This window comes from Paraburkholderia flava (assembly GCF_004359985.1).
GTDB classification, from domain to species: Bacteria; Pseudomonadota; Gammaproteobacteria; order Burkholderiales; family Burkholderiaceae; genus Paraburkholderia; species Paraburkholderia flava.
Genome location: NZ_SMRO01000002.1, coordinates 2,143,128 through 2,162,808 on the forward strand (window position 1 = coordinate 2,143,128; position 19,681 = coordinate 2,162,808).

The window sequence follows — 19,681 nt, forward strand, 5'->3', positions numbered from 1 at the left end:
TCATGCTCCGCGGCGATGCGAACCGGCGTCGACTGTCGCGAGCGCCGTCATGTTGACGATGCGCCGCACGGTCGACGACGGCGTCAGGATATGCACCGGCCGTGCCGCGCCGAGCAGGATGCCGCCGACCGTGATGCCGCCGCCCGCCGCGATCCGCAGCAGGTTGTACGAGATGTTCGCCGAATCGACGTTCGGCATCACGAGTACATTCGCTTCGCGGTCGAGGCCTGAGTCGGGAAACTCGTTATCGAGCACGCTCTGCGACAGCGCCGCATCGCCGCGCATTTCGCCTTCGACGGACAGGCCCGGCTCCATGCGCCGCACAATCGCCAGTGCCTTGCGCATCTTGATCGCACTGGCCGCGTCCGAACTGCCGAAGCTCGAATGCGACAGCAACGCGACGGCCGGTTCGATCCCGAAGCGACGCACTTCGTCGGCGGCGAGCCGCGTGATTTCGGCAACCTGCTCGGCGGTCGGATCGATGTTGACGTGCGTGTCGCAAATGAACAGCTGGCGTCCGGGCAGCATCAACATCTGCATCGCTGCGAGCGTACGCGTGTCGCGTCTCGCGCCGATCACGTCGCGCACATAGCGCAGGTGGTCGTGGTAATGCCCGACGGTGCCGCACAGCATCGCGTCGGCACGACCCTCGCGCAGCATCATCGCCGCGAGCAGCGTGCTCTTGCCGCGCATCTCGGCCTGCGCCTGCACGCGCGACACACCCTGGCGCTGCGCCATCGAGTGATAGAGCGCCGCCGCGTGATCGGAAACCGCTGAATCGGATGGATCAATGCATTCGTAATCGAAGCCCACGCGCAGCCGCAAGCCGTATTGCGCGACGCGCTCAGCGATCACCTCGGACCGTCCGATCAACACCGGCTGCGCGATGCGTTCGTCGACCGCGACCTGCGCCGCGCGCAGCACGCGTTCATCCTCGCCCTCGGCGTAGACCACGCGTCGCGGCGCGCGCTTCGCGGCGACGAACACGGGCTGCATCGCGCTGCTCGACTGATAGACGAACGCACCGAGGCGTTGCCGGTACGCGTCCATGTCGGCGATCGGCCGGGTCGCGACGCCGCTGTCCATCGCGGCCTGCGCAACTGCCGGCGCGACGACTTCGATCAGGCGCGGATCGAACGGCTTCGGAATCAGATAGTCCTTGCCGAAACGCAGCGCGGGACCGCCGTACGCGCGTGCAACGACATCGGGAATTTCCGCGCGCGCCAGCGCCGCAATCGCACGCACGGCGGCCAGCTTCATCTCCTCGTTGATCGTGGTCGCGCCGGCATCGAGCGCGCCCCGGAAGATGAACGGAAAGCACAGCACGTTGTTCACCTGATTCGGATAGTCCGAGCGCCCGGTGCCGAGAATCGCATCCGGCCGCACCGCGAGCGCGGCTTCCGGCAGGATCTCCGGATCGGGATTCGCCATCGCAAGGATGATCGGCGCGCGCGCCATCCGCGTGACCATCTCGGGTTTCAGCACACCGGCCGCCGACAGTCCGAGGAACACGTCCGCGTTATCGACGATATCGGCGAGCGTGCGGGCCGGCGTCTGCTGCACATAGCGCGCCTTGTTCGGCTCCATCTTTTCGGTGCGCTCGGCGTGTAGCACACCGCCGCTGTCGCTGACGAACACGTTCTCCACGCGCAGCCCGAGGCTCACGATCAGATCGAGACACGCGAGCGCCGCCGCACCCGCACCCGACGCGACCAGCTTGATCTCGCGAATGTCCTTGCCGACGTATTCGAGCGCATTCAGGATCGCCGCAGCCGCGACGATCGCGGTGCCGTGCTGATCGTCGTGGAAGACCGGAATCTTCATGCGCTCGCGCAGCTTGCGTTCGATGTAGAAGCACTCCGGCGCCTTGATGTCCTCCAGATTGATGCCGCCGAAAGTCGGCTCCATCCGCGCGATCGTATCGACCAGCGCATCGGGATCGGTCTCGTCGAGCTCGATGTCGAACACGTCGATACCGGCGAATTTCTTGAAGAGGCATCCCTTCCCCTCCATCACCGGTTTGCCCGCGAGCGCGCCGATGTTGCCGAGACCCAGCACCGCTGTGCCGTTGGTCACGACGGCCACCAGGTTGCTGCGCGCGGTCAGATTGCCGGCCTCGTTCGGATCGTTCGCGATCGCGAGACACGCCTCGGCCACGCCGGGCGAATACGCGAGTCCAAGATCGCGCTGCGTGACCATCACCTTGGTCGGCGTCACCGAAATCTTGCCGGGCGTCGGATAGCGGTGGTAATCGAGCGCGGCTTCGCGCAGGTCGTCGGCCATGATGGTGTCCTCGGTTTGTCTTTAGTGAAGCGAATGCAGCGAACGGAGCGAGCGCAGAAAGCCGTAGTCGTCGGCGAGCGCATCGGCAGGCGCATCGCGCAACGCCGCGTCGACCTGCACGAGAAAGCGCTCAGGTGTCTCGACATGTGCCCAGTGCGTCGCGTCGTCGAGCACGATGAGCGCGGTCTCCGGAAACATCGGCTGGAAGACGCCGCTGTCGTGTTCCGGCACGTAACGCGAATGGGCACCCGCGATGACCCGCACCGGCCCCGCGAAACAGCAGGTGCGCAGCTCGTCGGGGAAACCGCTCAGATCGGGAATCGATGCCGCGATGCCGGGCAGATCCGCGCCCCAGTCGAGGCACGCGACACCGTCCTCGTTCTCGACACCCCACTGCGGCATCAGACTGGACAGCCGGCGCCACAGCCCGGTGTGCGCGTCGTCGCCCAGCGCATCGCGTCCGCACAGCACATCGGTAAAGAGCGCGAGGTGATCGCCGTAATCGACCGGCGCCACGTCGACGACGATCAGGCTACCGATCCGCTCCGGCTCCAGCAGCGCGAGCGTCAACGCAGTCTTGCCGCCGATGCAGTGACCGAGCAGCGCGGGCGCGACCAGACGTTCCCGTTCGATCACGCGCAAGACGGCTGCCGCCATCGTGCGGTAATCCATCGAGCCAACGGCCGGCGAGCGGCCGTGATTCGGCAGATCGACGTTGATCACGCGGTGCGTCGCGGACAGTTTTCGCGCGACGTTGCGCCAGTTGCGCGCGGATCCGTACAGCCCGTGCAGGATCACGACCGGCGGTCCGATGCCCGTCACGGTGTAGGCGAGATCGAGACTCACCGCTTTGCTCCCGCGTGGTCTTTCTTCTGCGGCGGCAGGTCGGTGCAGTGACCGTCGGCGACCTCGGCCGCCATACCGATCGACTCGCCGAGCGTCGGATGCGGATGGATCGTCTTGCCGATGTCGGCGGGCTCGCAACCCATCTCGATCGCGAGACACACTTCGCCGATCAGGTCGCCCGCATTCGTGCCGACGATCGCGCCGCCGATCAGCCGGTTCGTCGTTTGATCGAACAGCAGTTTGGTGAAGCCCTCGTCGCGTCCGTTCGCGATCGCGCGTCCCGACGCGGCCCACGGGAACACCGCCTTGCTGTAGCCCACGCCCTCGGCCTTGCATTGCGCCTCCGTCTTGCCTGCCCACGCGACTTCGGGATCGGTGTACGCGACCGACGGAATCTGCCGCGCGTCGAACGCGGACGGCAGACCGCTTGCCACTTCCGCCGCGACGTGCGCTTCGTGGACCGCCTTGTGCGCGAGCATCGGCTGCCCGACGATGTCGCCGATCGCGAAGATGTGCGGCACGTTGGTCCGCATGCTGCGATCGACTTCGATGAAACCGCGCTCGGTCACCGCGACGCCCGCGTGTTCCGCGCCGATCCGTTTGCCGTTCGGGCTGCGGCCCACCGCGACGAGCACCAGGTCGTAGCACTGCGCATCCTGCGGCGCAGCGTCGCCTTCGAAACTCACGAGAATGCCGGCGTCCGTTGCTTCGGCTTTCGTCGTGCGCGTTTTCAGCATCACGTTCGCGAAGCGTTTCGCGTTGAATTTCTCCCACACCTTGACGAGGTCGCGGTCCGCGCCCGTCATCAGTCCGTCGAGCATCTCGACGACGTCGATGCTCGTGCCGAGCGCCGAATAGACGCTCGCCATTTCGAGCCCGATAATCCCGCCGCCGATCACAAGCATCCGCTTCGGCACCGACTTCAGTTGCAACGCGCCGGTCGAATCGACGACGCGTGGGTCGTCGGGCATGAACGGCAGCTTCACCGATTCGCTGCCGGCCGCGATGATCGCGTGCGCGAAGCGGATCACGGTTGTTTTGCCACCATCCGGCGCTGTGACCTCAAGGTGATGCGGATCGCGGAAGCACCCCGTGCCGCGATGGACGTCCACCTTGCGTGCTTTTGCCATGCCGGCGAGTCCGCTGGTCAATCGGCCGATCACGCTGTCCTTGAAGGCGCGCAACCCGTCGAGATCGATACGCGGCGCGTCGTAGTGAATGCCGTGGCTGGACAGCCGGCCCGCTTCGTCGATCACGGCGGCTGTATGCAGCAACGCCTTGGACGGAATGCAGCCCACGTTCAGACACACGCCGCCGAGCGTCGGATAGCGCTCGACGAGGACCGTCTTCATGCCGAGGTCCGCACCGCGAAACGCAGCCGAATAACCACCGGGACCCGCACCGAGTACGAGCAGATCGCATTCGACATCGAACGAACTGCTGGCGGCGACTGCCGGTGCCGATGCCACCGGCGGTGCGCTCGCAGTTGCATCAGCCGCAGCAGGAGTCGCCTCCTGCGCATCGAGCACAAGCACAACCGTGCCCTCGCTGACCTTGTCCCCAACACCCACCTTCAACGCACTAACCTTCCCCGCATGGCTCGACGGAATTTCCATCGACGCCTTGTCGGACTCCACCATGATCAACGCGGTATCGACGGCGATGGTCTCGCCGACCTTGACCATCACCTCGATGACCTCGACGTCCTTGAAGTCGCCGATGTCCGGCACTTTGACCTGCACTTCTCGTGTCATGAGGGCCTCGAATCAGAACAGGGCGCGCCGGAGGTCGGCGAGCGTGCGCGAGAAATGGACGAGGAATCGCGCGGCGGCCGCGCCGTCGATCACGCGGTGATCCCACGACAGCGACAGCGGCACCGTGAGGCGCGACTGATACTGCTTGCCGTCCGTCGACGTCTGTTTCCAGAACGATTTGCAGACGCCCATGATCGCGACCTCGGGCGCGTTGATGATCGGCGTGAAGTACGTCCCGCCGATCCCGCCCAGCGACGAAATCGTGAACGTGCCGCCCTGCATCTGGTCGGGCTTCAGCTTGCCGTCGCGTGCAAGTTTCGCGAGCGTGCTCATCTCGTCGGCGATCGCCGGGATGCTCTTTACGTCGACGTCGCGGATCACCGGCACGACTAGACCGTTCGGCGTGTCGGCTGCGAAGCCGATGTGCCAGTAGCGCTTCAGGATCAGCGAATCGCCGTCGAGACTCGCATTGAACTCGGGGAACGTCTTCAGCGCGGCGACTGCCGCTTTCATCATGAACGGCAGCAGGCTCAGCTTCACGCCGGACTTCTCGAGTTCCTTGTTCATTGCGACGCGAAACGGTTCGAGGTCCGTGATGTCGGCTTCGTCGTGCGTCGTCACGTGCGGAATCGTCACCCAGTTGCGATGCAGGTTCGCGCCGGAGATCTTTTTGATGCGCGACAGCGCACGTGGCTCGATGGGGCCGAACTTCGCGAAGTCGACTTGCGGCCACGGCAGCAGATCGAGGCTGCCACCGCTGCTGCGGGCAGGCGTACTTTGCGCGGCGCTCGCGGGTTCTGCGGTGCCACGCGATGAAAATGCTTCGACGTCCTCGCTGACGATCCGGCCGTGCTTGCCGCTCCCTTTAATCTTGCCGAGATCCACGCCGAGTTCGCGTGCGCGTTTGCGTGCGGCCGGGCCTGCGTAGGCGAGCGCAAACGTGACGGGGTCCGTCGCTTCGTGCACAGGCGCGGGCGGCGCTGCGGTTGTCGCCACCGGTGCAGGCACAGACGCCGCGTTTGCAGACACCCCATCCGCAGTCGCCAGCGACAGAATCATCGTGCCTTCGCCCACCTTGTCGCCAAGCGCAACATGGATTGCCGTCACAACACCCGCGAGCGGCGACGGCACGTCCATTGTCGCCTTGTCCGACTCCAGCGTGACGAGCGGGTCTTCCGCTTTCACCGTGTCGCCGGGCTTCACATGAATCTCGATGACCGGCACGTCCGCGAAATCGCCGATGTCCGGCACGCGCACGTCGGCAACCCCTGCCGGTGCGTTCGCGGCAGCAGGCGGCGGCACGACGGTCGGTCGCGTGTCCTGCATGACTGCGGGGCTGGCCGAACCGTCGGTGCGTGCCAGCAGAATGACGGTCCCCTCGCTGACCTTGTCCCCGATCGCGAGTCTGATTTCCTCGACGATCCCGTCCGTCGATGCCGGCACGTCCATCGTGGCCTTGTCCGATTCGAGCGTGATAAGCGAGTCTTCCGCTTTCACACGGTCGCCCGGCTTCACATGAATCTCGATCACCGGTACATCGCTGAAATCGCCGATGTCCGGGACCTTCATTTCGATCGTTTCACTCATCGCATGGCCTCCTCAGACGGTCCAGGGGGCCGGCGCGCCGGCGTCGAGGCCGTACTTCGCGATGGCCTCGCCGACGACAGCCGCGTCGATCGCACCGTCGTCCGCCAGCGCCTTCAGCGCGGCAACCGCGACGTGCCAGCGATCGACCTCGAAGAAACGCCGCAGCTTGCGGCGATAGTCGCTGCGCCCGAACCCGTCGGTGCCGAGCACCGTGTAGCGACGGCCCGCGGCCTGCACGTACTCGCGGATCTGGTCCGCGTAGTTGCGCATGTAGTCGGTCGCGGCGATCACCGGGCCTGCGTGTTGCGCGAGGCATTGCTCGACGTAGCTGGCCCGGCGCGGTTCGGTCGGATGCAGACGGCTCCAGCGCTCGGCGGCCATCCCTTCGCGGCGCAGCTCGTTGAAGCTCGTCGCACTCCACAGGTCGGCGTTCACGCCGAAATCGTCTTTCAGCAGATCGGCCGCGGCGATGACTTCGCGCAGGATCGTGCCGCTGCCGACCAGTTGCACACGCGGTGCTTTGTCTTTGGGCTTACCCGTTCCAGCCAGCCGGTAGAGTCCCTTGAGAATCCCTTCCTCGCTGCCCTCCGGCATACCCGGGTGCGGGTAGTTCTCGTTCATCAGCGTCACGTAATAGAACACGTCTTCCTGCGCTTCATACATGCGCCGCATGCCCTCGCGAACGATCGTCACGACCTCGTACGCGAACGTCGGGTCGTACGACACGCAGTTCGGAATCGTCGCCGCCATCAGATGACTGTGACCGTCTTCGTGCTGCAGACCCTCGCCATTCAGCGTCGTGCGCCCCGCCGTGCCGCCGAGCAGAAAACCGCGCGCGCGGATATCGCCTGCGAGCCACGCGAGATCGCCGACGCGCTGCAAGCCGAACATCGAGTAGTAGATGTAGAACGGAATCATCGGCACGTTGCTGGTGCTGTACGACGTCGACGCGACGATCCAGCTCGACATCGCGCCGCCTTCGTTGATACCCTCCTGCAACACCTGGCCGTCAGTCGATTCGCGGTAGTACATCAACTGGTCGGCATCCTGCGGCCGGTACAGCTGGCCGCTCGACGACCAGATGCCCAGTTGCCGGAACATCCCTTCCATACCGAACGTCCGCGACTCGTCGGGCACGATCGGCACGACGTGCTTGCCGATGTCCTTGTCGCGAACCAGCGTGCCGAGCATCTGCACGAACGCCATCGTCGTGGAGATTTCGCGTTCGCCGGTCGCGCGCAGCAGACGGTCGAAGCTCGCGAGCGGCGGTATCGTCAGCGACGTCGATTGACGACGCCGCTGCGGCAGATAACCGCCCAATGCGTTGCGCCGCTCATGCAGATACTTCAGCTCGGGGCTGTCGTCGGCGGGCCGGATGAACGGCACGTCTGCGATCTCGTCGTCGGACACCGGAATCTGGAAGCGATCGCGAAAACCGCGCAGCGCCTGCTGCGTCATTTTCTTCGCCTGGTGCGCGATCATCTGGCCTTCGCCGGATTCGCCCATCCCGTAGCCCTTGACCGTCTTCGCGAGAATCACGGTCGGCTGGCCCGTATGTTTCGATGCCGCTGCGTACGCCGCGTAAACTTTCAGCGGATCGTGACCGCCGCGCGTGAGCGCCCAGATTTCGTCGTCGCTCATGTCCGCGACGAGTGCCTTCGTTTCGTCGAAGCGGCCGAAGAAATGCTCGCGTACATACGCGCCGCTCTTGCTCTTGAAATCCTGGTACTCGCCGTCGACGCACATCTCCATCAGCTCGAGTAGCTTGCCGCTCGTGTCCTTCGCGAACAGCCGGTCCCAGCCGCTGCCCCACAGCACCTTGATCACGTTCCAGCCCGCGCCGCGAAACACGCTTTCGAGTTCCTGCACGATCTTGCCGTTGCCGCGCACCGGTCCGTCCAGACGCTGCAGATTGCAGTTGATGACGAACACGAGGTTGTCGAGCCGCTCGCGGCCCGCGAGCGAAATCGCGCCGAGCGATTCGGGCTCGTCCATCTCGCCGTCGCCCATGAACGCCCAGACCTTGCGCGCCGCCGTCTGCGCGAGCCCGCGTCCCTGCAGATACTTCAGAAAGCGCGCCTGGTAGATCGCCATCAGCGGGCCGAGTCCCATCGACACCGTCGGGAATTGCCAGAAGTCCGGCATCAGCCACGGATGCGGATACGACGGCAAACCGCCGCCGCCCGTTTCCTGCCGGTACCTGAGCAGTTGCTCTTCAGTGAGACGCCCTTCGACGAACGCACGCGCATAGATGCCCGGCGCGCTGTGCCCCTGGATATAGACGAGATCGCCGCCGTGCGTGTCAGTCGGTGCGTGCCAGAAATGATTGAAACCGATGTCGTACAGCGTCGCCGCCGACTGGAAGCTCGCGATGTGACCGCCGAGTTCGGAGCTGTCCTTGTTCGCGCGCAGGATGATCGCGAGCGCGTTCCAGCGGATCAGCGAGCGCAGCTTGTGTTCGATCGCGCGATCGCCCGGCGATTGCTCTTCACGCTCAGGGGCGATGGTGTTGCGGTACGGGGTCGTCTGCACGTGCGGCGTATAGACGCCGTCGCGTCGCGCGGCATCGACCACACGACCGACGAGATACCCCGCACGTCCGATACCGCGATGCTCGTGGACCGCACGCAGCGCGTCGAGCCATTCGTCGGTTTCGATCGGATCGAGATCGTTATTCACATTCATATTTTTTGTCTCCGCGAGATCACAGACGAGGGGTCAGGCTTGCAGCGAAGCGGCCGCGGCGCGCTTCTCGACCGCACCGCGCCGGTACAGCGCCCATGTACCGATCAACCCGCACACGGCCGCGAAGCTCATCCACAAACCAGGCGCGCCCTTGTCTCCGGTCGCCTCGATCAGGTACGTGGACACCACCGGCGTGAAGCCGCCGAAGATCGCCGTCGCGAGGCTGTACGCGAGCGAGAAACCCGACGTGCGCACGTTGACCGGCATCACCTCGGTCAGCGCGACGACCATCGCGCCGTTATAGCTGCCGTACAGGAACGACAGCCACAGCTCGGCGATCAGCATCCGCTGGAAGGTCGGCGCGGCCACCAGCCAGGACAGCACCGGATAGGCAGTGCAAACGGTGAGCAACGTGAACGCGATCAGCAGCGGCTTGCGGCCGACACGATCGGACAGCGCACCCATCACAGGCAGCCAGAACAGATTCGACACGCCGATGCAGAACGTGACGATCAGACTGTCCGCCGCCGTGAGCCGCAGCACGTTGCGACCGAACGTCGGCGTGTAGACGGTGATCAGATAGAACGACACCGTCGTCATCACGACCAGCATCATCCCCGCGAGCACGATGTTGAAATTGCGCAGGATCGACTGGAAGATTTCGCGCGCACCGGGCCGATGCTTGCGGGCGAGGAACTCGTCGGTTTCCTGCATCGAACGACGCACCACGAAAATGAACGGCACGATCATGCAGCCGATAAAGAACGGGATGCGCCAGCCCCATGCGGTGATCGCGTCGTGCGTCATCGTCTCGTTGATCACGAAGCCGATCGTCGCAGCGAAGATGATCGCGACCTGCTGGCTCGCGGACTGCCAGCTCACATAAAAGCCCTTGTGACCCGGCGTCGCCATCTCGGACAGATACACCGATACGCCACCCAGTTCGACGCCCGCCGAGAGTCCCTGCAGCAGACGCCCGATCAGCACGAGGAGCGGCGCGAGCAGACCGATCGTCGAGTAACCCGGCACGAACGCGATGAGGATCGTGCCCATTGCCATGATCAGCAGCGTGGTGATCAGCCCCCGGCGGCGGCCGACCTTGTCGATATACGCGCCGAGCACGATCGCGCCGACCGGCCGCATGATGAAGCCGGCGCCGAACGTGCCGAACGTCAGCATCAGCGACGCGAACTCGCTGTCGGTTGGAAAGTACGTGTGCGCGATATAGCTCGCGTAAAAACCGAACAGGAAAAAATCGAACATCTCGAGGAAATTGCCGCTGGTGACGCGAATCACCATGCTGAATTTCGAATGTGCTGTGGCTGGGCCCGACATGTCGTCGTCTCCTGAATCTGGTTCTGGTTCGTGACCGGCCTGCTGCGGCCGGTCACGCTGTTGCCGCTGTCGTCCGATCAAGACTCAGGCGACGAACTGGCACTTCGATGCCGGCGTCCGGGTGTCCATGTTTCGACCGCGGTTCATGTGGTCGTCGACTTCCGCCGCGCAGCCGAGCATGCGGGGATAGAGGAACATCGTGAACGCCGCCGTCTCGAGCGCCGAGCCGTCGTACTCGCCGGCGCGGTACGGCTGCCACAACGTCTTCAGCAACAGCGCCGCGATCACCGCATCGACGTTCACGCAGTACACGTTGCGCGACACGCCCGCTTCGTACAGCGTCTCGACGAGCGTGCGATAGAACTCGTGGAAGACGTTGTATTCGCCGCGTTCCGACATCAGCGAGTAGATGAACACTTCGCGCGGATCGTGATTGACCGGCTTGTCCTTGAACACCGGGTGATTGATGCCCGGAATCTTCTGGATATCGAGGCTGCCCGCGTTCTTCCGGCTGGACTTGTAGCGCGCGTATTCGTCGACGTAACGATGCGCGAGTGCCTTCAGGTCGATGCCGTGATCCGGGTCGCCTGGATCGACGAGATTCGTCTCCTTGAACTGGTCGATCAGGAACGCGATCCCTTCGTAGCCGTTGCCGCCGTGCGTGTAGCCGGTGTGCGTGAGAAAACCGATCAGGCATTTGTTGAGCTGGATGCGCTCCGGGTCCTCGGGACCGTCGGCCGACACCGCGCCCTTCGCGCCCTGCGCCGAAATGGTCCCCGGTCCGTTCGACAGCAGCATGCCGACCAGCACCTGGAACGACAGCAGGTTCGTCGGCGTCGGTTCGAGGCCGAGCAACGCGACGAACGCGACCTCGCCGATCGACCGTTGCTGCAGGATTTCTGTCGTCTCGATGCCGCAAAAAGCATCGGGTGTGTGGTGCGCCGCATCCACCGATGCGCCGATCAACACGCCGAACAGCGTCAGCCACCACGGCAGGTTTTCGGCAGTGAGGCGCGACACGCGCTTGCGCATCAACGGTCCCCACGCGAGCGTCACCGAGATCGCGGCGAGTACCGCGTCGGCACTCGGCTGACCGGGTAACTGTTCGAGGTAGCGGATGAAGACGGATTTCGCGCCGCGTGCGCGCAGGCCTTCGAGCATCCGCACGGCCTGCTCGTCGGTCGTGGCGCTCAGGAACAGTTCGTCGTCGTCGATCGCGATGCGGTCGAGGTCGAATGTTTCATCGCGCGCATCGGCAAGTCCTGCGGCGGCGAAGCGCTCGATCAGGATGCGGGTCAACTGACGCGCGCGCTGCTGGCTACGCGGACCGATCACGCTCGCCGCTGCCGCAAGCACGGTGTTCGGCGTGTTGCCTGCTTCGCGTGCGGCCTGCGCGGCATCCAGTGCGGGATGACCGTGCAGGTTCAGCGCGGCACCGATGGCCACGTTGATCAGGTTTCGATCGTTCGCGCCGCCCGGTTCATGCAGCAGCGCGAGACTCACGTTTGCTTCGAGCGGATACTGCGCGGCATCGAGCATCGACACGCCGTGCAGGCTGGTCACCTGGGTCCGCGCATCCATCTGCGACGCACCGGACGCATCCTTCATCGTCTGACGCGGCGACACGCCGCCGATCTGCCGGTTCAGCGCCGCGATCTGCTCGTTATACGGCGCGGCTGCATCGACGACCGGGATATCGAGCACGGCCGGCAACGTCAAACCGTGATTCGCACCGAACCACGGCTTCAACGCGAGATTGCCCTCGGGATCGAAATCGGGACGACATGCGTTCTCGCGCATCACCGCGGAGAGCGCAGCCGGAATGTGTGCGATGTTCGTGACGACCGCGCCCTTCGCGGAACAGACCGGATGCTCCGGCGTGAACAGCTCGTCGACGCCGAACTTCTCCATGAACCAGCGTTCCTTGCTGGCCGCATCGTCGGCACCGCCTGCCATCGCACCGGCGTGTCCGACCGAACGCGTCAGCTTCGACTTCCAGCGACCGACCACGCAGGCCACGACGGGCTTCGTGAAATCGGCGGCCAGCTCGTAGTAGCCGCCCGGTTCGACGTACAGTACCGCCGCCTTGCTGCGCGCATCGTTGGACAGCGCGAACGCGAACTCGGGCGCGGCAAACTGGATGTACACGTCCTTGCCGCTGGAGATCGCGGTGGTCGTCCCCCATCCGCCCATCCGCAGATAGGTGGCGATCGTGGTCGTGAAATTGCCCGAGTTCGAGAAGATCGCGATCGAGCCACGGCGCAGCGCTTCTTCCGGATGATCGCCGCCGAGCGCGCCGCCGATGCGCACCTGGTTCCACGTGTCGGCCACACCGAGACTGTTGCCGCCGAAGATGTCGACGCCGTTCGCCTGACCCATCGCGCGGATCTCGCGCGAATCGTGGACCGCGAGTTTCTCGGTCACGATGAAGATCTTGCGCAGATCGGGATTCACGCGGATCAGTTCCGCGACGCCGTCGCGCGCCGCTGCGGGCGGCAGATAGATCACACCGCAATTGAAGCGGTGGCCCGCGTTGATGCCGTCGAGCACGTTGTTGTAGACGGGTACGTTGCCGACCGACGTTTCGAGCACCTGACCGCCTTTGCCCGGCGCAGTGCCGAATACGACGTTACCGCCCGAATACACGTGACCGACCGGCGTCACCGCACTCGACTCGCCGCCGAGAATGTTCAGCACGCACACGCGGTCTTCGCGGGTCGCGATCTGCGCAAGCGAACTGACGCCGACGAAATATCTGAAATCACCAATGCCCTGCTTGTACATGACTCGCTCCGTTGCACTAGAGAGGGGGACGGTGGTCAGTCCACCGGACGGGACACGAGGCCCATCCGGTTCGCCACCTGTTCGCGGCCGCCGGCCTTCATCCACGCATCGATTTCCTTCGCGTACAGCACGACCTCGCTCATGTCGGAATCGAAGCCGAAGAACCGGTACGGCACGCCGAGCGCATCGAGCGTGTCGCGCATCGCGCCCATGCCGCGCACGAGATTCGGCCCGCCGCGCCCGATCACGACGTACAGCGGCGACGGACCATGCCGGCTGAAATGCTCGCGAAGCGCATCGGCCATCGCGCGGAAGGTTTCGAAGATGTCGGTGTTGTTCGACTTGCCGCCGATGATGAACAGCACGTTGCTTTGCTTGAGCCAGTGCTTGAAGCAGATGCGGGCGACTTCCTTCATTTTTTCGTACGGCGGATTGCCGCCGAAGTCGGACGAAATGATCGCGTCGTCGCCGAGCATCTGCGTGACCAGCGAGTTCGCGCCGCCGCCGAAGGTCGGCGCGAGGATCGTGCCGCCGCTGTTGATCACGTAGACGTCGCTTTGCCCCTGGTACGTGCGCAGCTGGTTGATCTCCTGCTCGAAATCCGAGTAGTCGACCGCGAACAGACTGGCCGGCAGATTCAGCCGCTTCCAGCGCGGATCGTCGCGATCGAAGCCGCACTTGAAGTCGCACGCGACCGGCGTCATGCGTCCTTTTTTGTCCACGCGCATCCGGATCGGATTCAGTTCGAGCGTGCTCATCCCGTAGTCGTGATACAGCTCCCACAGTTTCGGCAGATGCTGCACGAGCGGCGAGATGATCTGCTTCGGCGCACCGAGCGCCGACAACGCATTTGCGACGACGAACGCCTTCAGGCCGGTCAGCGGATCGAACGGCACCTGCGCGACCATGGTCCGGTCGAGTTCCTCGATGTCCATGCCGCCGTGATGCGTCAGCGTCATCGTCGGCGCGCGGAAGTGCGTCGAATCGGTGATCGAGAAATAGACCTCGTGCTCCGCCGGCACGCCCGCCTCGAACGTCACGCCATTCGATTTCGCGACCGTGTGGCACACGCGGTGCTCGACGAAATACAGCCGTTCCTTTTCGCTGAGCGCGGTCTTCAGGTCAGTGGCCTTGCCGATCAGGCCGGCCTTGCCCTTCTTCCCCACGCCGCCCTTGAACATCGGCTTGATGAAAACCAGTCCGTGCCGATCGATCAGCGCGCGGATCTCCTCTTCGCTCGCGCTCGGACCGAGCACCTCGGCGGTGGGGAAATCGACGAACTGGAGCATCTTCGCTCCATGAAACATGCCGGTAACTTGCATAGCGTTCCTCTTCTACGATGCGACGAATCCCGCCGCGCCAGTCGGCGCGAGCGATCCCATTCCGGTACGGCGGCGTTGAGGGTGTTGCTCGAGAGCTCGAGAGCTCGAGATCGTCGTTAGCGGACGCGTGACGATCGATGGAGCGGGTAAACGGAGTTAGTGGAGTCCGCGCGGTGGCGGCGAGCGCACGCTCGTATGCGCGCGGCGGTGCGGCAGGCAAGCGCGATGCGTTGCCGCGTCGAGGCGGTGCGGCAGAGGGTTGCTGTCCAGCCGGCTTCGTCGAGCGCGGCTTTGGCGTTGAGGTTCATGTCGTCTCCATTCGTGGTACGCGCTATTGCCGCGCGACACTTTATGGAATCAATAACGCAATGGCCGTGCCAGTTTTCGAGCCGGATCGAGAAACGGTAGGTGGTTGATTTTGCTTGGGGTTTTTAGTCGCGTCCGCGAGCGCGGGACGAAACTCCGGAATACGGTGCGGAGGCACCGCACGGGAAACCGTGCTGCGCTCGTGACTTGAGGATGAGTGACACGCGTCGCAACAGAAAACCCGCGAGAGCGGGCTTCTTTTCGACGGTGGATTGACCGCGTGAACGCAGTTACTCGTAGCTGACCATCACCGTCACCGGCTTCGGCCGATGCAACGCCGACGGACGATCGACCGACAGCGTCAGCAAGCCTTGATTCTGCTTCAGGTAATAGTCGTGCGATGCCTGCCACGCGACCTGATGACCTTTCGTATCGACGAATCGCGTGACGATGTCGCTGTGTGCGTCCGGACCGATGCTCAGATGCGCCGCGTCATTCCCCTCGCCGTTCCCATAGAACGACACCGTCGCGGCCGGCTTGTCGGCGCCGGGCGTCGAGAAGGTCACTGCGATGGCGTCGGCGGAAGCGCCCGCCTTCGCCGCTCCGATGAACGACGACGAAGCACTGGGCGGAGGGGAAGTGTCGATCGAATAAGGCGGCGCCACGATACGGCCGTAGAACCGTATCTCCGACTCCTGGCCGGAAGACGCCGCGTGTGTGGAAAGCGGGAGGCCGATCGAGAGCGCCATCGTCGAGAGTGCGACGATGCGCGTCCGCCATATACGCCTGCGATGGTCCTTCATGACCACTCCGGTTGTTCAATATGACGTCGGGAACATTGTTAATTTAGGTTAACGACGACGTAAGAACAATCTTTAGCCCGGGTGGTGCAAGTTGTTGCGCAGCCTGCGTGGCTCCTTATCTCTTTATACGTTTGCGGGTTAAGGTAAGGCTACTGGTAGCTCATCGTAAACGTAGCCAGCCCCTTCACCGTTCCGGCTGTCACCGTGCCGGTCGAGATGTACTGCGCGGTCAACGGAATGCTGGTCGTGCTGGCCGACGCGCCCACCAGCCACTGGTTCGGATTGCCCGCCACTGCGGAGTCCGGTCCGTAGCTGACCGGCGACCCGCCGCTTTTCAGCACGCGCAGCTTCACGCCGGTCGCGGTCGACCCGCTCGCCAGCGTCAGGTTGCTGGTCGTGTTGCCGGGCGCGGTCGCGTCGGTCAGCGTCACGTAGACGTTCGCGCCGGACTGGCACGACAGCCCGATGCTGAAGTTCTGGTTGCCGGCCGTCGTGCCCACCGTGCCGAGCGCGCTCGCGTTCACCGACGGCAGCGTCACGCTGACCGACGGCGTGGTCACCGTGCAGGTCGTCGCGACGATCGACGTGTTGTTGACCGAGATGGTCACGAGCGCCGGCGATGTCACGTTCAACGGGATGTTGTGGCTGACCAGCGTGAACAGCTGCGGGATGTTGATCGCGCCGCCGCTCTTCACCTGCGCGGCCGTCTTGACCAGTTGATAGGTGAACGTAAAGGACCCGGTGAACGCGTTCGTGTTCGTGATCGGCGCGCCGAAATCGTCCCAGCCGCCCACGCCCAGCGACGACATCACCTTGTTGCCGTAGGTCACGTCGATCACCTTGATGCCGATCCCCGCAATGCCCGTATTCCAGACGCCCGCCACCGGGCTCACGGCCAGTTGCGGAAAATACTGCATGTACCAGCCGTTGTTGTACGGCGGCACCGTGCCGGGATTCGACGGACAGTTGACCGATACCGTCGACGACTGCACCGAACTGAGCGGCGTACCGACCGGCGTGTCGCGCGGCACGGTGATCGTACCGAAGCTGATCGCCGCCGAGCCGGTGATCGTGCATTGCAGCGCCGCATTCGCCGACGTGCTGACGCCGAGGCCCAGCAGGCCGGCGACGCTCAGCGTCGCGATCGCGAGCCAGCGGCGTGAGCGGTGCGACCCGTGCGATAGCGCGCGTGGCAGAAAGAAAGTCATCACGGGTTTCCTCCGGCAGACTGAACCGCCGCTGTGTCCTTCGATGAACGGCTCGCCGTCACTGCGTGAGCAACGCCGCCCGTTGCATCGGTTGCTGTGCTCGCCACGTTCGACGCTGCGTCCACCGGACCGCACGTCGCATCGATATGCGCATACGCGCCCTTGTCCTCGCCCTTCGGCGGCAGGCGGTAGTTGAACCGGCACGTTTCATCCGCCGCATCGCCCCACTTGACGGTCAGCGTCCCCTGATCGGCGACGCCGCGCACGAAGATGCGGCTGTTCTGGCCGATCGCGCCGACGTTCGACCCCTGCGCGTCGTACACGCTCGCGCCGAACGGCAGCAACGCGCCGTTGGGCTGATGCGCGGCGATCACGGCGGCCCGTCCGCTGACCGTGCCGAAGCGGATCATCACCACCGAGTTCGCACGCGGTGCGACCTGCTGGCTCGTCGAACGGAATTCGACGTCGAGCGGAATGCCCTTCGGATCGATCTCGACGGTGTTCAGGCTGTACGGCGTCAGGTACGGAATCACCGCGTAGCCACTGCCGTCGATCCGCACGCCCGACGAATTCGTGATCCGCGCGCCCTTCGCGTCCTTCGCTTCGACGACGCCGATCGTGTCGCCGAGATCGTTTGCGAAGGTCACGCCGCCCGGATGAGCGACGACCGCACCGGTGATGCCTGCCGACACCTGCGAGAAGCCGGAGCCGCCGCTCGCGCTCGCGGACAGCGTCGCGTACGGGCTGCGGTACTGGCCGTTCGCGCCGCCGGTGGTTGCGCCCGGCTGATGGCCGGTGGTCACGCCGTAGGTGAATTCGTTGTCGACGCCGGCCGAGCCGTTCAGCATCGCCTGTTCGGACGAACCGCCGACGTTGCTGTGCGTAAAGTTCGTCGATAGCGTCGGCGCGTGCTGTCCGCTGCCGAGCGGGATCGACACGCTCGCGAAGAGCTGGTTGTTCATTTGGCCGGTGAGGCCGTCGCGTTGCCGCGACAGCGACACGTTGTAGCTGAAGTTCGTGCCGAACGCGCGCAGCACGTTGTTGTAGCCGATCTGGAATTGCGCCGTGGTGCCGGCGCGGTTCCAGTAATCGAGTGTCGAACCGACCACGTACGCGTTGCCCCAGCCGTTGCCGAAGCTCTGGTTCATCGTCAGCTGGACCTGGTTGCGCTGGCGATCGACCGCGCTCGGATCCTGGCCGCCGGCGACCCGATCGCGTGCGAGCATCGCATCGCGCAGCGCCCAGAAACCGCTCGACGAATAGCGATAGGCGGCGACCGTGAAGTTCGTATTGGTCGTCGGCACCAGCTTGCTGTAGCTGATCCGCACGCTTTGGCCGGTCGTGTCCGACAGGCCGCGAATGCTTGCGCGGGCTTCGGTGATGTCGACTGCGACTGCACCGAGCGGCGTGTTGACTGCCGCGCCGATCAGTCCCGCGAGATAGCCCTGCGCGACGATCGATCCCGCGTAGCCGGTCACGATGTTGTTGAAGCCGTGCTGCACGGTGCCCTGCAGCAGGTTGCTGTGCTCGCTGACCTGCGCGTCGCGGAACTGGCCGGCCGCGAGGTTGAAGCGCGTGATGCCCGGACGCAGCAACTGCGCAACCGACGCGTACGGCACCGAGAAACTGTGCTGGCTGCCGTCGGCCTCGGTCACCGTCACGAGCAGATTGCCGCCGTAACCCGTCGCGTACAGATCGTTGATCTCGAACGCGCCGGGCGCGACGTTGGTTTCGTAGAGCTTGTTGCCGTTCTGCGTGACCGTCACGCGCGCATTGCTGGTCGCGATCCCGCGAATCAGCGGCGCGTAGCCGCGCAGCGAATCGGGCAGCATCCGGTCGTCGCTCGCGAGCTCGACACCGCGAATGCCGATGCTGTCGAACACGGCGCCGTCGGTGAACGCATCGCCGATCGTCAGCTGGCTGCGGATCGACGGCAGATCGTGCTGCAGGTAGGTCGCGATGTCCTGATAGGAACGCGGGCCGTTCGACTGCCACGTGATCGCGGAGTTTTGCCGGAAATGCCAGCTGCCGAAGTTGATCCCGCTGTTCAGCCCGAGGTAGGTCTGCGTGTTCGCCGCACCCGAACCGCTCACGTGGAACGAGTTGAGGTTGTAGCCCAACGTCGCCGACGTCACGCCCTCGTCCCAGAACTCCGGGCTCACATACCCCTGCGGATTGCGCAGCAATGCGGCCTGCGGAATGCTCAGGTCGAGCCGCAGATCGGACATGTCGAACGATTGCGACGCACCGTCGACCAGATCGGCGATGTTCGCGCACTCGCCGGCCTGAGCCTTCGCGAGTTCGTCGTGTCCTTTCGCCGACAGCGTCGAAAAATTCAGCCCGAGACGCTCGATCAGCGTCCGGTCGAAACACGGCGTCGCGCTCGCGGCACCCTGCTGCGCGACGAAGCGAATCGCCGAGTGACCGACCCAGTTGCCGTTCACGTAGAGGTCGACCGTGTAGTCGCCGGGCGATACCGGATTGCCGTGCTCGAAACGCGACACGTCGACGCTCTGCCCCTTGGGCCGCATCAGGAACTGGTCGTTGAACTGCACATCGGCGAGCGTGGTCGTGCTGGCTGTGCTGGATGCCGTCGCGGCAAACGCCGGCAACGCGCTCCACGCCGCAACCGCGCCGAGGATCACGGCGTGGCTGCGGCGGAGCGCGAACCGGTTCACGGTACGCGGTCGAGGACGTTGTTCTCGGGTACGCATGTCGTCTGCTTGCTGGTCTGGTCTGCTTGTTGGCCTGGGTCTGTCACGCTGGCC

General features: G+C 64.6%; 11 protein-coding genes. All 11 read right to left on the bottom strand.

The window, feature by feature from the left end:
- Positions 1–2,283 carry an NADP-dependent malic enzyme gene (locus tag E1748_RS21055; RefSeq protein WP_133649070.1) on the bottom strand — a complete coding sequence of 761 codons (2,283 nt, stop codon included), beginning with the start codon at positions 2,281–2,283 and terminating at the stop codon, positions 1–3.
- 21 nt (positions 2,284–2,304) lie between these two features.
- Positions 2,305–3,129 carry an alpha/beta fold hydrolase gene (locus tag E1748_RS21060; RefSeq protein ID WP_166653600.1) on the bottom strand — a complete coding sequence of 275 codons (825 nt, stop codon included), beginning with the start codon at positions 3,127–3,129 and terminating at the stop codon, positions 2,305–2,307.
- Positions 3,126–4,883, bottom strand: a complete 1,758-nt coding sequence (lpdA, locus tag E1748_RS21065; protein ID WP_133649072.1) for a dihydrolipoyl dehydrogenase — start codon at positions 4,881–4,883, stop codon at positions 3,126–3,128. The genes E1748_RS21060 and lpdA overlap by 4 nt, the downstream gene beginning before the upstream one ends.
- 12 nt (positions 4,884–4,895) lie before the next feature.
- The gene (locus E1748_RS21070; RefSeq protein WP_133649073.1) at positions 4,896–6,470 is read right to left on the bottom strand and encodes a dihydrolipoyllysine-residue acetyltransferase; all 1,575 of its coding nucleotides are present in this window, start codon (positions 6,468–6,470) and stop codon (positions 4,896–4,898) included.
- Between the two features lie 12 nt (positions 6,471–6,482).
- The gene (aceE, locus tag E1748_RS21075; RefSeq protein ID WP_133649074.1) at positions 6,483–9,155 is read right to left on the bottom strand and encodes a pyruvate dehydrogenase (acetyl-transferring), homodimeric type; all 2,673 of its coding nucleotides are present in this window, start codon (positions 9,153–9,155) and stop codon (positions 6,483–6,485) included.
- Positions 9,156–9,188: 33 nt separating this feature from the next.
- Positions 9,189–10,490 (bottom strand): MFS transporter, encoded by a 1,302-nt coding sequence (gene tcuC / locus E1748_RS21080; protein WP_133649075.1) that lies wholly within the window; start codon positions 10,488–10,490, stop codon positions 9,189–9,191.
- A gap of 84 nt (positions 10,491–10,574) precedes the next feature.
- Positions 10,575–13,274, bottom strand: coding sequence for a CoA-binding protein (locus tag E1748_RS21085; protein ID WP_133649076.1), 2,700 nt, complete (start codon positions 13,272–13,274; stop codon positions 10,575–10,577).
- 35 nt (positions 13,275–13,309) lie between these two features.
- On the bottom strand, positions 13,310–14,596 hold the full coding sequence (locus tag E1748_RS21090; RefSeq protein WP_133649077.1) for an ATP citrate lyase citrate-binding domain-containing protein: 1,287 nt from the start codon (positions 14,594–14,596) through the stop codon (positions 13,310–13,312).
- A gap of 596 nt (positions 14,597–15,192) precedes the next feature.
- Positions 15,193–15,705 carry a hypothetical protein gene (locus E1748_RS21095; RefSeq protein ID WP_133649078.1) on the bottom strand — a complete coding sequence of 171 codons (513 nt, stop codon included), beginning with the start codon at positions 15,703–15,705 and terminating at the stop codon, positions 15,193–15,195.
- Positions 15,706–15,854: 149 nt separating this feature from the next.
- Positions 15,855–16,913 (bottom strand): fimbrial protein, encoded by a 1,059-nt coding sequence (locus tag E1748_RS21100; protein WP_133649079.1) that lies wholly within the window; start codon positions 16,911–16,913, stop codon positions 15,855–15,857.
- On the bottom strand, positions 16,913–19,627 hold the full coding sequence (locus tag E1748_RS21105) for a fimbria/pilus outer membrane usher protein (RefSeq protein WP_133649080.1): 2,715 nt from the start codon (positions 19,625–19,627) through the stop codon (positions 16,913–16,915). Before E1748_RS21105 ends, E1748_RS21100 begins: the two co-directional genes overlap by 1 nt.
- Positions 19,628–19,681 lie beyond the last annotated feature (54 nt).